This is a genomic window from Streptomyces sp. NPDC003691, from assembly GCF_053981115.1.
In genome coordinates this window covers 18631-31987 of sequence record NZ_JBSFNQ010000084.1, presented here as the reverse complement: position 1 = coordinate 31987, position 13357 = coordinate 18631, and the positions used below count along the sequence as shown (strand labels likewise).

General features: G+C 72.6%; 8 protein-coding genes and 1 pseudogene. 4 read left to right on the top strand and 5 right to left on the bottom strand.

The features are described from left to right. Positions 1–89 (bottom strand): annotated as a pseudogene (locus ACWDR0_RS28495) (aldehyde dehydrogenase family protein); the annotation flags it as partial. 1 nt (position 90) lies between these two features. Then, complete coding sequence (locus tag ACWDR0_RS28490) at positions 91–996, bottom strand: DUF4394 domain-containing protein (protein ID WP_456354661.1); 906 nt, start codon at positions 994–996, stop codon at positions 91–93. 292 nt (positions 997–1288) lie between these two features. On the opposite strand from ACWDR0_RS28490, the gene ACWDR0_RS28485 reads away from it, so the two are divergent. The 4 genes from ACWDR0_RS28485 (at position 1289) to ACWDR0_RS28470 (ending at position 10322) form a co-directional block, all read left to right on the top strand. Next, the gene (locus ACWDR0_RS28485; protein ID WP_456354660.1) at positions 1289–3103 is read left to right on the top strand and encodes a redoxin domain-containing protein; all 1815 of its coding nucleotides are present in this window, start codon (positions 1289–1291) and stop codon (positions 3101–3103) included. A 329-nt stretch (positions 3104–3432) separates the two neighbouring features. Further along, positions 3433–4017 (top strand): fascin domain-containing protein, encoded by a 585-nt coding sequence (locus ACWDR0_RS28480; RefSeq protein ID WP_456354659.1) that lies wholly within the window; start codon positions 3433–3435, stop codon positions 4015–4017. A 213-nt stretch (positions 4018–4230) separates the two neighbouring features. Then, positions 4231–5667, top strand: a complete 1437-nt coding sequence (locus ACWDR0_RS28475; protein WP_456354658.1) for an esterase/lipase family protein — start codon at positions 4231–4233, stop codon at positions 5665–5667. After that, entirely contained in the window at positions 5664–10322 is a 4659-nt protein-coding gene (locus ACWDR0_RS28470) for a hypothetical protein (protein ID WP_456354657.1), read from the top strand. The genes ACWDR0_RS28475 and ACWDR0_RS28470 overlap by 4 nt, the downstream gene beginning before the upstream one ends. On the opposite strand, the gene ACWDR0_RS28465 is transcribed toward ACWDR0_RS28470, so the two are convergent. Genes ACWDR0_RS28465 through ACWDR0_RS28455 form a run of 3 tightly spaced genes read right to left on the bottom strand, consistent with a single transcriptional unit; the run spans position 10319 to position 13325 of the window. Next, the gene (locus ACWDR0_RS28465) at positions 10319–11176 is read right to left on the bottom strand and encodes an ABC transporter ATP-binding protein (protein WP_456354656.1); all 858 of its coding nucleotides are present in this window, start codon (positions 11174–11176) and stop codon (positions 10319–10321) included. The two genes, ACWDR0_RS28470 and ACWDR0_RS28465, sit on opposite strands and share 4 nt — an antisense overlap. Beyond that, on the bottom strand, positions 11173–12276 hold the full coding sequence (locus ACWDR0_RS28460) for a FecCD family ABC transporter permease (RefSeq protein WP_456354655.1): 1104 nt from the start codon (positions 12274–12276) through the stop codon (positions 11173–11175). Before ACWDR0_RS28460 ends, ACWDR0_RS28465 begins: the two co-directional genes overlap by 4 nt. Further along, the gene (locus ACWDR0_RS28455) at positions 12273–13325 is read right to left on the bottom strand and encodes a FecCD family ABC transporter permease (protein WP_456354654.1); all 1053 of its coding nucleotides are present in this window, start codon (positions 13323–13325) and stop codon (positions 12273–12275) included. The genes ACWDR0_RS28460 and ACWDR0_RS28455 overlap by 4 nt, the downstream gene beginning before the upstream one ends. Between the last annotated feature and the right edge of the window lie 32 nt (positions 13326–13357).

The following is a 13357-nucleotide window of genomic DNA, read 5'->3' as shown; positions in this document are numbered from 1 at the left end:
CCGGACCAGCCGCCGAACGCCTTGCGCGCGGCGACGACCGCGTCCCGGGCGTCCTTGCGGGAGGAGAGCGGCGCGTTGGCCAGACAGTTGCTACTGATTGACGGGCAGGGCCAGGTCGGTGACCTGCCAGGATGCCGGGAAGGCACCCTTGTCGGTGGCCTTCCCCGTCAGCAGATCCACGTGGTAGAGGCGGTAGGCGCCGCCCGTGCCGATCGTGGCGAAGCCGTGGTTCGTTCCGGTCGCCGGGTGGTAGTGGATGTCGAAGCCCGCGTCCGGCGCGGCGTCCGTCCCGAGGCTGCCGGTAGGCGCGAGGGTCCCGGCATTGGCCGGGGACTGCAGCGAGATCCGGTCGGCCACCGTGTCCAGGTCGAACAGGGTCGTCGCGGTCGCCGTGTCCAGGTCGTTGTTGGTGTAGGCGGCCCCGGTGATCCCGAGCGCGGTCGAGGGCGGAGCGGTCGGGCTGGTGAGTGTTCCGTCGACGGTGGTGGTCGGCGGGGCGGCCGGGTCGTCGATGTTGTGCCGCAGGTTCTGGCCGGTGTCGGAGACGACCCGAAGCCGGTTCGCGGCCGGGTTGAAGTCCACACCGAACGCACTGCCGGAGAGCGCCACGGTCAGCTGCGACACCTTGACGCCCCGGGCGGTCGAGGCGTTCAGGGTGTAGACGCCGCCCTGGTCACCCACGCCGTACAGCATGCCGTTCTGCACACGGAAGTCGATGCCCACGAGCCTGGTGTCCCCCGCGAGCCCGGAGACCTTGCCCAGCGACCAGGGCGCGGACGCCCGGCGGACGTCGAACCCGACCAGCCGCTGATCGCCGGTCAGGCCGATCGCGGTCAGCCCCGTCCACTCCGCGGCGGGCGGCGTCTGCGGCAGGGTGCCGAGTGCGGGCGGCGTCTCCGGCGCGGTGCCGACGGTGCCGCCCACGGCGAACGCGGGTCCGGCGCACAGGGCGGCCAGCGCGACGACCGCGGCCACGGCGGCGTTGCGATTGCGCATATCCACTACTCCCAGGTTGATGCCCCGGGCCCGACGGGCCGGGGTCGCGGACGGTTCGTCACCGTGGCCCCGCCGGATGTGCCGGGCGCGCGGACACCACCCGCATGGCGCAGGAACCCCACTCCGCGCACCGGGCCGGCCCCTGCCCCTCGGCCGGGCCGCCGTCGTCCCACCCGCCGGGCGGGCACGGAATTCCGCGATGAAGCGGGCCCAGTGCCATCCGCCGGGGGGTACGGGTCCGAATGAGCTGCCGAGGGGACGCGTCCGGCGTTCCAGCGACAAGGCGGTCACCATGCTCACTCTCGCCCTGATCGGCCTGCTCGGCGGTCTCATCACCGCCGTATCCCCGTGCATCCTTCCCGTGCTCCCGGTGGTGTTCCTCGCCGGGGGCACGGCCGGGGAATCCTCACCGGCGCGGAGTCCGGGGAGCACCGTGAACGCCCGAAGCACCGGGACCGCGGGCAGAGGGAGCACCGGTACGGCCGCGGCGGGCCCGGTGCTCGTCGAAGCACCGCCCCGGACGCCACCCCGTCCCCCGCGCAACCGCCGCCCGTACGCCGTGGTCGCCGGGCTCGTTCTCAGCTTCAGTCTCTTCACCCTGCTCGGGGTGACGATCATCTCCGCGCTCGGGCTGCCCGAGGACATCCTGCGCAACACCGGCCTGGCCCTGCTGGTCCTGATCGGCCTCGGGCTGATCTTCCCGCCCGTGGAGCGGCTGCTGGAGAGGCCGTTCGCCCGGATTCCGCAGCGGCAGGTGAACAAGGAGGGCAGCGCGCTCGTCCTCGGGCTCGGCCTCGGGGTGCTCTACGTCCCCTGTGCCGGACCGGTCCTCGCCGCGATCACCGTCGCCGGTGCCCGCGGCGAGATCAACGCCGACATCGTCGTCCTCACCCTCTCCTTCGCCGTCGGCACCGCGATCCCACTGCTCGCGTTCGCCCTCGCCGGCCGCCGGGTCACCGCACGTGTCGCCGCCTTCCGCACCCGCGCCCGCGGGCTGCGGATCACCGCCGGACTGCTGATGATCGCGCTGGCCGCGGCGCTCGCCCTCGACCTCACCACCGCACTCCAGCGGGCCCTGCCCGACTACACCTCCGCGGCGCAGCGGAAGGTCGAGGACAGCGGTATCGCCCGGCAGCAGCTCTCCGGGCTGTACGACGACTCCAACAAGGAGCTCTCCCGCTGCGAGGACGGCGCCGACGAGCTGCGCTCCTGCGGCCAGGCCCCGCCGGTCGAAGGCATCGACTCCTGGCTCAACACCCCGGGCAACAGGCCCGTCGACCTCGCAAGCCTGCGCGGCAAGGTCGTTCTGATCGACTTCTGGACCTACTCCTGCATCAACTGCCAGCGGGCCGCACCGCATCTGCGCGACTGGGACCGGGCCTACCGGGACGCCGGTCTGCGGATCATCGGCGTCCACTCCCCCGAGTTCGCCTTCGAGAAGAAGCGCGGCAACGTCGTCGCCGGGGCCCGCAAGCTGGGCGTCACCTGGCCCGTCGCCCTCGACAACTCCCTCACCACCTGGAACAACTACCGCAACCGCTTCTGGCCCGCCAAGTACCTCGTCGACGCCGACGGCACCGTCCGCTACTTCAAGTTCGGCGAGGGCCAGTACGACCGGACGGAGACGATGATCCGCGACCTGCTCCGGCAGGCCGACCCCACCGTCACCCTTCCCGAACCCACGGGGCGGGCCATGGACGGCCTCGCCCGGGACCGTACCCCGGAGACGTATCTCAGTACGCAGCGGATCCGCGGCTACTCCGGAACGCCTCTGGTCGGCGGCAAACCCACCGTCTACCGCTTCCCCTCCCGCCCCCTGCGTCTGAACGGCGTCTCGCTGGACGGCACCTGGACCGCCGGATACGAGCACTTCACCGCCGGGCCGGACGCGCGCCTCGCCCTCACCTACCGCGCCCGGAACGCCAACCTGGTCCTCGCCGGAACCGGCACGGTGACCGTGCTCGTCGACGGCAAACCCACCCGTACCCTCACGGTCTCCGGCGCACCGGCCCTCTACCGGCTCACCGACGACAAGAAGCCCCGCACGGCACGCCTCGAACTCCGCCTCCAGAAGGGTCTTCAGGCGTACGCCCTCACCTTCGGCTGACCCGGCCCGCGGTACCTGCCCCCGGCACCTACGCTCGTTTCCGGGCGGCTTCCCCGTCCGCCACGGTGTGCTCATCCGCCACGAGTGCCCGCCGGGTGCGAGAGCTTCCGCAGCGGCCGGGCGGTTCCCCGCCGTTCTCTGGCGGAATCGGTCCACTTGACGGCAATTCCGCTGATCAACAGGGCTGTTACGGCCGCGTACCGATCACCGGAACGCTCTCGCGCGATGACCGGTTGGCATCGCGTTCGGCGGTCCCCGCCTGTGCCAGACTCCCGCCTGAGCGGGCCCGCCCCGCTTGCGCACACGACCGCCGATCAGAAGGGAAAGGCATGAGACGCATCACCGTCACTCTTGCTTTACTGTTCTCCCTGCTGGGCATCACCGCGCTCACCGCGCCGCCGTCCGGCGCTCAGGAACGGACCGTCTCCTCCGCCCCGGCGGGGTGGAAGGCGGTCGAGGGAAGTGACGTATCGACCAACGCGGTCTACGCACTCAGGTTCGTCCAGAACAATCTGCATGTCTCCGCCGAGCTGGGTTACGGCGGCGGGGACCACGCGATGCTCCGGGCCCGCGCCTACTACATCGGCCCGTGGGAGCGGTTCGAACTGATCTGGCAGTCCAGCACCTCCGCCTGGGTGCTGCGGTCCGTGGAGAACGGGCTCTACGTCTCCGCCGAACTGGGGTACAGCGGTTCGAGCAACGGAATGCTCCGGGCCCGCGCGGGCGCCATCGGCCCCTGGGAGCGGTTCGGCCTGCTGTACAACTCGGCGACGGGCCGCTACGTACTGCAGTCCACCGCGAACGGCCGCTTCGTCTCCACCGAGCTGGGATACGGCGGCGGGAGCCATGCCATGCTCCGCGCCCGCGCCTACGAGATCGGGCCCTGGGAGCAGTTCGTCTTCGCCTCCGCCTGATCGCGCGGGGCGACCACCCGGCCCCTCAGCGAAGCCCCTGGGCGCCGGTGCCCGCAAGCAGGGCACCGGCGCTTCCGCGCGGCCCGCGAAGGGTTTTCACCAGGCCCCGTTTCTCCGGAACTTCCTTATTCCCCAGCGCTGTTACTGGTAGCAAGGAGCCGCACGGCGCGGGTCGCGCGGCCGCGGCCCGGGGTGGGGAAAGCGGGGGGCGTCATGGCGCGCAGGCATCTCGTGTATGTACTGCCGGGCATCGGCGGCAGCGTTCTGGAGCGGCAGCGGGGCGGCGGGAGAGCACCGGATGCGGTGTGGGACGCCGGGTTCGGCGATATCGCCGGGCTGCTGGCGAAGCCGGACCGGCTGGCGGTGGACGAGCCTTTGCGGGCGACCGGGCTGATCCGTTCCAAGCGGCTGCTGCCGGGCTGGACCGTCGTACCGGGGTACGAGCGGCTGGTGGCGGGGCTTGCGGCGCTGCCGGACGCCGTCCTCGACTCCGGCCACCCCGGCCAGCGGAATCCCGGTGCGAACGTGGTGCTGTTCCCCTACGACTTCCGCCTCGGTGTCCGCCATGCCGCGCGGCTGCTCGCGGCCGACGTCCACGAGCGGCTGAAGGACCTCGCGCCGTCCGAGCGGGCGGGCCGGGTCGTGGTGGTCGCCCACTCGATGGGCGGGCTGGTCGCCCGGTACTGGCTGGGCCCGCTCGGCGGGCATGAGCTGTGCCGGGCCCTGATCACCCTGGCCACACCGCACCGCGGGGCCCCCAAGGCGCTGCACCTGCTGGCCAACGGGGTACGGGTGGCGGGGGTACGGCTCGACGGGGTGAGCGAACTGCTGCGGCAGTGGCCTTCGGTGAGCGAACTGCTCCCCCGCTACCCGGTGGTGCGGGACACCGCGACGGGTACCGCCCGCTATCCGCACGAGGTTCCCCTGGACGGGCTGCGCCCCCTGGCGGAGCGGGGGTTCGCCCTCCACCGGGAGATCGAAGAGGCGTGGGAGGCGATGCCGCGCACCGGGGCCGAGCCGCAGATCGTGCCCCGGCTGGGCTGGAGCCACCGCACCGCGGGTTCGGCCGTGTGGGACGGCCGGGCGCTGACGGTCGCCAAGGAGCGGCCGTCCTGGCTGGACCTGGCGGGCTGGGAGCAGGACCACGGCGACGGGACCGTACCGGCGTTCTCCGCCGTGCCGGTGGAGCTGGACGGCCACGACACCTCCGGCTGGCGGACCCGCGACCGGCACGGCCCCATCGTCTCCGAGGGCTGGATCCCCGGCCTGGTGCAGCGCTACGAGGAGCGGCAGAGGCTCACCGCGGCCCGCGGCGAGGAACGCGAGGCGGCCCTCGGACTGGACCTGGACGAACTCCACCCGGAGGGTGCCGCGATCCCGCTCCGGGTGCGGCTGTGCGGTGACGGGCTGCCGCCGGAGGCGGTCACCGGTGCGGCCCGGCTCGCCGTGTGGGCCACCGTACGGCCGGTGTACGGCCCGCGGGCCGCGGTCGCGGAGGTACGGCTGGAGTGGGCCGGGGAGCACCGTGCGTACGCGGCGGACCTGCCCGGTCTCCCGGCGGGCCTGTACGACCTGCGGGTGAGCGTACGGGCCGTGCCGGGCGCCGGTGACCTGTCGGCGTCCGACGCCTTCGCGGTGGTGGCGCCGTGAGCGGTGCGGGCTCGTGGCCCCGCTGGTCCCTCACCGGGGAGCCGGCCGCGCTGGCGAAGTACGTACTGCCCGCCGAGGTGGCGGCGCTGGTCCGGCTGCCCGGACCGCCGGCCGACAGCCGCCTGGGGCAGGCGCGGGATGTGTACGAGGCGCTGGCCGGGGCCGGGATCACCTACTCGTACGAGGCGCCTTCCGACGACCCGGACCGCCAGGTCGTCCGCCAGCCCGCCGAGGTCCTGTGGTGCCCCGGGCACGCCACCTGCCTGGACCTGGCACTGGTGCTGGCCGGTGCCTGTCTCCATGCCGGGCTGCATCCGCTCGTGCTCGTCGTCGACCCGCCCGAACCGGGGCGCGCCGCCCACGCCCTGCTCGCCGTATGGGTCGACAAACCCGGCCCCGGTGATCCGGACGGCGTCCCGGTGCCGGACGCGGAGGTGTGGGCCGGGCGCCCGGACGGCTTCGGGGACCTCGTCCAGGCCGACCTCTCGGGGCCGTCGCGACCGCTGCTGGTCCTGGACCCGGTGGGGGTCGCGCGCTCCCTGCCGTCCTCGCCCGTCCTGGGCACCGGCGCCGGTTTCGACGACGCCGTCCGTGCCGGCGCCCGGTATGCCCTGGGGTGGAGCTGGCGGCTGGCCGTCGACATCGGGCGCGCCTGGCGCGAGCGCGACACCCACACCCCGGCCGAGCGCCCCGCAGACCGGCCGATGCGACCGCCGTACGTTCCGCTGGACCCCCGGGTCCACCGGCCGTTGCAGGTCCTCCAGGCGGAGCACGCGGTGGTGCCGTTCCAGGCCAGGGACGAGCTGACCGTCCTCACCGACTGGTGCCGCGGGATCGCCGCCGGTGTGTATACGGGTGTCGTCGTCGTCCACGGTGCGGGCGGCGCGGGCAAGACCCGGCTGGCCCTGGAGCTGGCGCATCGGTTGGCTGTCGAGGAGGGCTGGTACACCGGCTGTCTCCGGGAAGGCGCCACCGGACGGGACTGGCTGGGCACGGTCGTCTCCCCCACCCTGGTCGTCCTCGACTACGCCGACGCCCGTACCGCCGACGCCGAGCAGCTCCTGACCGTACTCAAGCGGCGTACCGACCGTGGCGCCGCGCCCGCCGTCGTCGTGATGACCGCCCGTACGATCGAAGGCCAGTGGCTCACCGGGCTGCGCAAGGCGTGGCACCGGGACGGGCATCTCGTCCACGAGGACACCCCTCTTGCCCTGCCGCCCGAGCACCCGGCGGGCGCTGCCCTCTTCCACCGTGCCGCCCGCGCCTTCCGGCACGGCCCCGACGGCGAACTCGACCTGGAGGCCGTCGAGCGGGCGGCCCCGGCCGACTGGACCACCCTGGACCACATCCTGCTGGCCCTCCTCGCCGCCCGGGCGCCCGACCGGCTGCCCGCCACGCGCGAGGACCTGTACGAGGAAGTCCTCGCCCATGAGCATGCCTACTGGGCCCAGGCGTACCGGCGGAACACCGGTCTGGGGAAGTACGCCGACGCTCCGCTCGACGTGCTCAACCGTGCCGTCGCCGGCCTGACGCTGCGTGCGCCCACCACACGGAAGGAGGTCACCGCCGCGCTGAGTGCGGTGGGCGAGCTGGCCGGTGACGCCCAGTGGCGCGAGACCGTACGCACCACCCTGACCGCCTGTCTGCAACCGGGCCCGGGCGAACCCCTCGCCCTGCGCCCGGACCCCATCGCCGACCATCTCACGCTGCGGGAACTCCGTGAGGACGAGGATCTGCTGGCCGCGGTCCTGGACGGCCTGGACGACGAACGGCTCCTGGCGGCGCTGCGGCAGCTCAACCGTGCGGCGGCTGCGGAGCCGGGTAGCGCGACGGCGATGCTGATGTCATGGGCGGCGGGCGGGGCGGACCGCTGGAGGCCGGTTTTCGCGGTCGCGGCGGAGCAGCTCGGCGCCGCGTACTCCGCGATCCGAGGGCTCGTCGAGGAGACCTCGGACGCGACCTGGCTGCTGGAACTGTCCGGCGAGATCCCCTTCACCACGGTCAGCCTGCCCGGACTCGGGCTGCATGCCGACTACTACCGTCTGGAGATACTCCGCGCCGATGACAGCACAGAGGTCGTGGAACTTGCCGCTCAGGTGCATCGGGTAAGTCTTCGGCTGACCGCAACGGGACAGCAGGAGGCGGCAATCAGCGCCATGGCCGAAACCGTCGGCCTTTACCGCGCCCTCGCCCGGGACAACCCCGCGGCCCACCTCCGCCACCTCGCCGCCACCCTCAACAGCCTGTCCGACCATCAATCCGCCGCAGGGGAATCGCAGGCCGCACTCGGCTCTGCCGAAGAATCAACTGCCCACTACCGAACTCTCGTCCGGCACGACCCCATCACCTTTCTCCCCGGCCTTGCCCGCTCCCTCGACAACCTCGCCGACCGCCAATCCGCCACAGGGGACGGGCAAGCCGCACTCGGCACCACCACGGAAGCCGTCACCATCCGCCGTGCCCTCGCCCGGGACGACCCCGCAGCCCACCTCCCCGACCTCGTCGGCAGCCTCGGCGTCCTCTCCGGCAGACAGACCCGTGAAGGGGACCCGCAGGCGGCACTCGGCTCCGCCGACGAAGCCGTCGCCCACTACCGGACCCTTGTCGAGGCGAATCCGACAGCGCACCTCCCGGGCCTCGCGACGGCCCTCGGCATCCTCTCCGCCAGGCAGACCGCCGCCGGGGATCGACCGGCGGCGGTCGGTACCAGCGCCGAAGCCGTCGCCATCCGCCGCGTCCTCGCCCGGAACGACCCCGCGGTGCACTTGCCCGACCTTGCGACGGCTCTCAACGACCTTTCTGTCAGGCAGGCCAGAACGGGGGCCCATCAAGCGGCACTCGACACCGTCACCGAAGCCGTCGGTCACTACCGGACCCTCGCCCAGAAGGACCTCGCAGCCCACCTGCCCCAGCTCGCCAACTCCCTCAACAACCTCTGCAATCACCGATTCGCGACTGGAGACGCACCCGCGGCACTCGACGCCATTGTCGAAGCCGTCGGTCACTACCGCGCCCTCGTCCGGAGCAACCCCGCAGCCCACCTGCCCGACCTCGCCGGAGCTCTCAACAACCTCGCCAACATGCAGGACGCCATCAGGGACTCACCCGCTGCACTGAGCACTATCGCGGAGGCCGTCACCATCCGCCGCACCCTCGCTCAAAGCGACCCCGCAGCCCATCTGCCCGATCTCGCCGGAGCCCTCAACACTCTCTCCAACCAGCAAGCCGCCACCGGGGACCCGCAAGCTGCACTCGACACGATCACCGAAGCCGTCACGTATTACCGTGCTCTCATGGGCAGCAATCCCTCGGTCCACCTGCCCGACCTCGTCAGGGCCCTCGACAATCTCGCCCGCCGGCAGGCGGGGAACGGCGACCCCCGGACAGCGCTCGACACCATCGCGGAGGCCGTCACCCACTACCGCGCCCTCGCCCGGAGCAACCCCGCGGCCCACCTGCCCGGCCTCGCCGAGGCCCTCAGCAACCTCTCCGACCAGCAGGCCGCCACCGGGGACCGGCAAGCAGCGCTCGGCACCATCACCGAAGCTGTGGCTCTGTACCGGATCCTCGTCCAGACGAGTCCGGCTGCCCACCTCTCCGGCCTCGCGAGCTGCCTGAACGATCTCAACCGGTATCAGAGCGATTCCCAGGCCCGTGCCACCTGGCGCAGCGTCCTCAACGAGCTGGCCCACCACCCCCTCGCCCAAGCGGGGCTCCGTGCCTGTCACGCCGGGTTCCTCGCCGTGGACGGCGATGCCGAGCGTGCCGTCGAGGAACTCGTGCTGGCCGCACTCGCCTGCGCCGAAGGCTCCCCCTTGCCGTTGCGGCAGGCCCGGCACCAGGTGCGGGCCGTTGCGACGACCTTCGGGTTTCAGGATTCCCGGCTGCCGGACTGGGCCTTCGTACCGCTGCCCGACGGGCTGCTGGACCTGACCGGGGAGTGGGCCCGGATCGCCGACTGGCCCGCCGCGGAAGACTACCTCCGCCGAAATGCCAGGGACCGGCGGACGGACTTCCACCGGCATCTGGAGCTGGCGGCAGCGCTCTTCCCCGAAGACCCGGCCGTCAACAGCCTGATCGCCGTCCTCAACGAGATCGATGCCCAGGGCCTCGACGGTTTCCTGGACCGCGGACGGCTCCTCCACGAGACACGCCGACTGCTCCACGCGTGGATCGCCACCCCCGACTGGGACGCTTCCAAGGACTTCCTCGACGCGCACATCGCCACCCTGGACACCCCGGAAGCCCGGGAGCTCCTCGCCGGAACGGAATCACCGGCGACGCGTCAGCATCTCGCCGTCCTCCGGCTCGGCGAGACCCTCTCCCACGACGACGTCTTCGAGATCGTCACCGACCAGGGCACCGCGGCCGAGCACGCCTTCGCGGCCCTCGACCGGGGGGATTTCGAACGGCTGGAGCTGATCCTGGCCGCCCGGCCGAAGCTGCTCACCGATGCCACCGGAGCATTCCTCGCCGCCGTGGCCGCGCTGGCCCGGGGACGTACGGACGAAGCCCGCGAACTGGCCGGGACCGTCGCCGGGCACGGGACGGACATGCAGCGGCGGGCCTACGCCATCCGGCTCCGGGGCCTCGTACTCGCCGGCGCCGCGGATCTCGCCGAGGTGATCCGGCCCGACCCGGAAGAGACTCCTTAGCGCGCCGAGCGGGTGTCGGTCGGGACGACGAGGGGGGTGCCGGTCTCCGGGTCCGGGATCACCGTGTTGGGGAGGCCGAACACCTCGTGGACCAGGTCCGCCGTGATGGTGTCGGCCGGGGGGCCCGCGGAGACGATCCGGCCGTCCTTCATGGCGACGATGTGGGAGGCGTAGCGCGCGGCCTGGTTGAGGTCGTGCAGGACCGCGACGACGGTGCGGCCCCGTTCGTTGAGATCGTGGAGCAGGTTGAGGACGTCGATCTGGTGGGCGATGTCGAGGAATGTGGTGGGTTCGTCGAGCAGGACGAGCGGGGTCTCCTGGGCGAGGACCATGGCGATCCACACGCGCTGCCGCTGGCCGCCCGAGAGTTCGTCGACCCGCCGGGGCGCCAGTTCCTCGACGCCCGTTGCCGCGAGGGCGTCCCCGACGGCTTGTTCGTCGGCCCGGGACCACTGGCGCAGGGCGCGCTGGTAGGCGTACCGGCCGCGGGCGACGAGTTCGGCGACGGTGATGCCTTCGGGGGCGGTGGCGGTCTGGGGCAGCAGTCCGAGGAGCCGTGCCGCCGCCTTGGGGCGGTAGGTGGTGATGTCCTTGCCGTCGAGGAACACGGTTCCGGCGGTGGGCGGGAGCAGTCCGGCGAGGGCGCGCAGCAGGGTGGATTTGCCGCAGGCGTTCGGGCCGATGATCACGGTGAAGGAGCCGGGCGGTACCACGAGGTCCAGGTCCTCGACGATGGTGCGGCCGCCGTAGCCGAGGGTGAGGGCTTCGGCGCGCAGCCGGTCGCGGTCCGGCCGGGCCTCCTCGGACGAGGGGTTCGCGGCCGGGACGCGTGCGGATGAGGGGTGCGTCGTCATGGGCGTTCTCTGGCTTGGTGGACGAGGAGCCAGACGAGGTAGCCGCCGCCGAGGACGATGGTGACCACTCCGACCGGCACGGTCAGCGGGATGATGTGCAGCGCGATCAGATCGGATCCGAGCAGGAGCGCTCCGCCCGCCAGTGCGGTCACGCCGAACGGGATGCCGGGGGTTCCGGCGAGTCTGCGGGCGATCTGCGGTGCGGCCAGGGCGATGAACGCGACCGGTCCGGTCACCGCGGTCACGATGCTCACCAGCGCGACGGCGACGGCGACGGCCGCCGGGCGGGCGCGGTTCACGCGGACGCCGGTGGCCCGGGCCGCGTCGTCGCCGAGGTCGAGCTGGCGCAGCGCGGGCGTCAGGAACGGGAGGGACGCCAGGAGGAGGAGTACGCAGACGCCCGCGGGGACCGCTGTGGTGGTGGTGACGCTGTTGAGCGTGCCGGCGCCCCACGCGGAGGCGAAGAGGGCGGTCTCCACGTCCACCCGGAGCAGCATCCAGGTGTTGACCGCGGCGAGCATGGCGGAGACGCCGATGCCCACCACGATGAACCGGAAGCCCTGGAGTCCGTCGCGGAAGGCGAGCAGGTAGACGGCGAACGCGGCGAGGAGTCCGCCGATCAGGGAGCCCGCGGTCAGCAGGGGCCAGCTGCCGCCGAGGAGGAGCAGGGCGATGAGCATTCCGGTGAAGGACCCGTTCGCGAGTCCGACGATGTCGGGGCTGGCGAGCGGATTGCGGGTGACGGCCTGGAACACGCCGCCCGCGACGGCGAGCGCGGCGCCGAAGACGACGGCTCCGGCGGCGCGGGGCAGTCGCCATTCCAGGACGACGGTGCGCTCGAAGCCTTGGGTCCGGCCGGTGAACACCCCCAGGACTTCGCCGGTGGTGAGTGGGAAGTCGCCGAGGGCGAGGGCCGTGACCAGGCCGGCGGCGAGTGCGGCCGTGAGGGCGAGTGCGGTGAGGAGGGGCCGTACGCCGAGCACGATGTTGAGCCGGTCGGATCCGACGCGTATCCGGCGGCGTCCGGCGGTGAGAAGGGTGCCGGCGCGGGGCGGTGGGGTGTTGGCCCGGGGTGGTGGGGTGTTGACCGCGGTGTTCACAGGCCGCTCGCCCTCCGGCGTCGTACGAGGGCGATCAGGACCGGGGCGCCGACGAAGGCGGTGACGACTCCGGCGGGCATCTCGCTGGGGAGGACCGCGATCCGGCCGAGGACATCCGCCACCAGGACGAGGACCGGGGCGACGAGCAGGGATCCGGCGATGATGCTCCGCTGGTCGGTGCCCACCACCCAGCGGACGACATGGGGAACCATCAGGCCCACGAAGAGGATCGGCCCGGCGACCGCGGTGGCGCCGCCCGCGAGCAGGGTGACCGCGGCGAGAACGGTGAGGCGGACCCGGCGTACGTCGACGCCCTGGGCGAGTGCCACGTCCTCGCCCAGGACGAGGGAGTTGAGTCCGGGTGCGGCCAGGACGGCGAGCAGGATGCCGAGGGCCAGCAGGGGGAGTACGGGAAGGAGGACGTCGTAGCCGCGTTCCAGCAGGCTGCCCGCGCTCCAGCCGCGCATCCGGTCGAAAGAGTCCGGGTGGGTGAGGACGAGTCCGGTGGTGAGGCCGGAGAAGACGGCTCCGACGGCGACGCCGGTGACGGTGAGACGGATGGGCCCGCCGCCGTCCCGTCCGGCGGAGCCGATGCCGTAGACCACCGCGGTCAGGACGAGTGCGCCGAGGCAGGACAGCCAGACGTAGCCGAAGGGGCTGGTGATCCCGAGGAAGGTCATACCGCAGGCGACGGCGAACGCGGCGCCCGCGTTGACGCCGAGGATGCCCGGGTCGGCGAGGGGGTTGCGGGTGAACGCCTGGATGAGCGCGCCCGCGACGCCGAGGGCCGCGCCGACGGCGAGCCCCGCGATGGTGCGCGGCACCCGCTGGTCCCAGACGACGAACCGGGACTCGTCGCCGCCCCCGCCCCGGAGGGTGTCCAGCACGGTCGCCGGGGAGAGCGGGTTCGCGCCGACGAGCAGGGAGGCGACGATGGCGACGACAAGTACGGCCACCGCGCCGCCCACCCGGACGGCGGACACCCGCGTGCCGGGGCCGGGGGCGGTTGGCAGCGGGTGTTCCGTCTTCCGGGCGCGTATCAGTGCCACGGTTGTTCAGCAGCTCCGGTCGCTGGGGCGGT

What these genes read in the sequence shown, in the direction of transcription:
- ACWDR0_RS28490 (WP_456354661.1), bottom strand. Translation starts at nt 996, where the DNA reads ATGCGCAATCGCAACGCCGCCGTGGCCGCGGTCGTCGCGCTGGCCGCC.
- ACWDR0_RS28485 (WP_456354660.1), top strand. Translation starts at nt 1,289, where the DNA reads ATGCTCACTCTCGCCCTGATCGGCCTGCTCGGCGGTCTCATCACCGCC.
- ACWDR0_RS28480 (WP_456354659.1), top strand. Translation starts at nt 3,433, where the DNA reads ATGAGACGCATCACCGTCACTCTTGCTTTACTGTTCTCCCTGCTGGGC.
- ACWDR0_RS28475 (WP_456354658.1), top strand. Translation starts at nt 4,231, where the DNA reads ATGGCGCGCAGGCATCTCGTGTATGTACTGCCGGGCATCGGCGGCAGC.
- ACWDR0_RS28465 (WP_456354656.1), bottom strand. Translation starts at nt 11,176, where the DNA reads ATGACGACGCACCCCTCATCCGCACGCGTCCCGGCCGCGAACCCCTCG.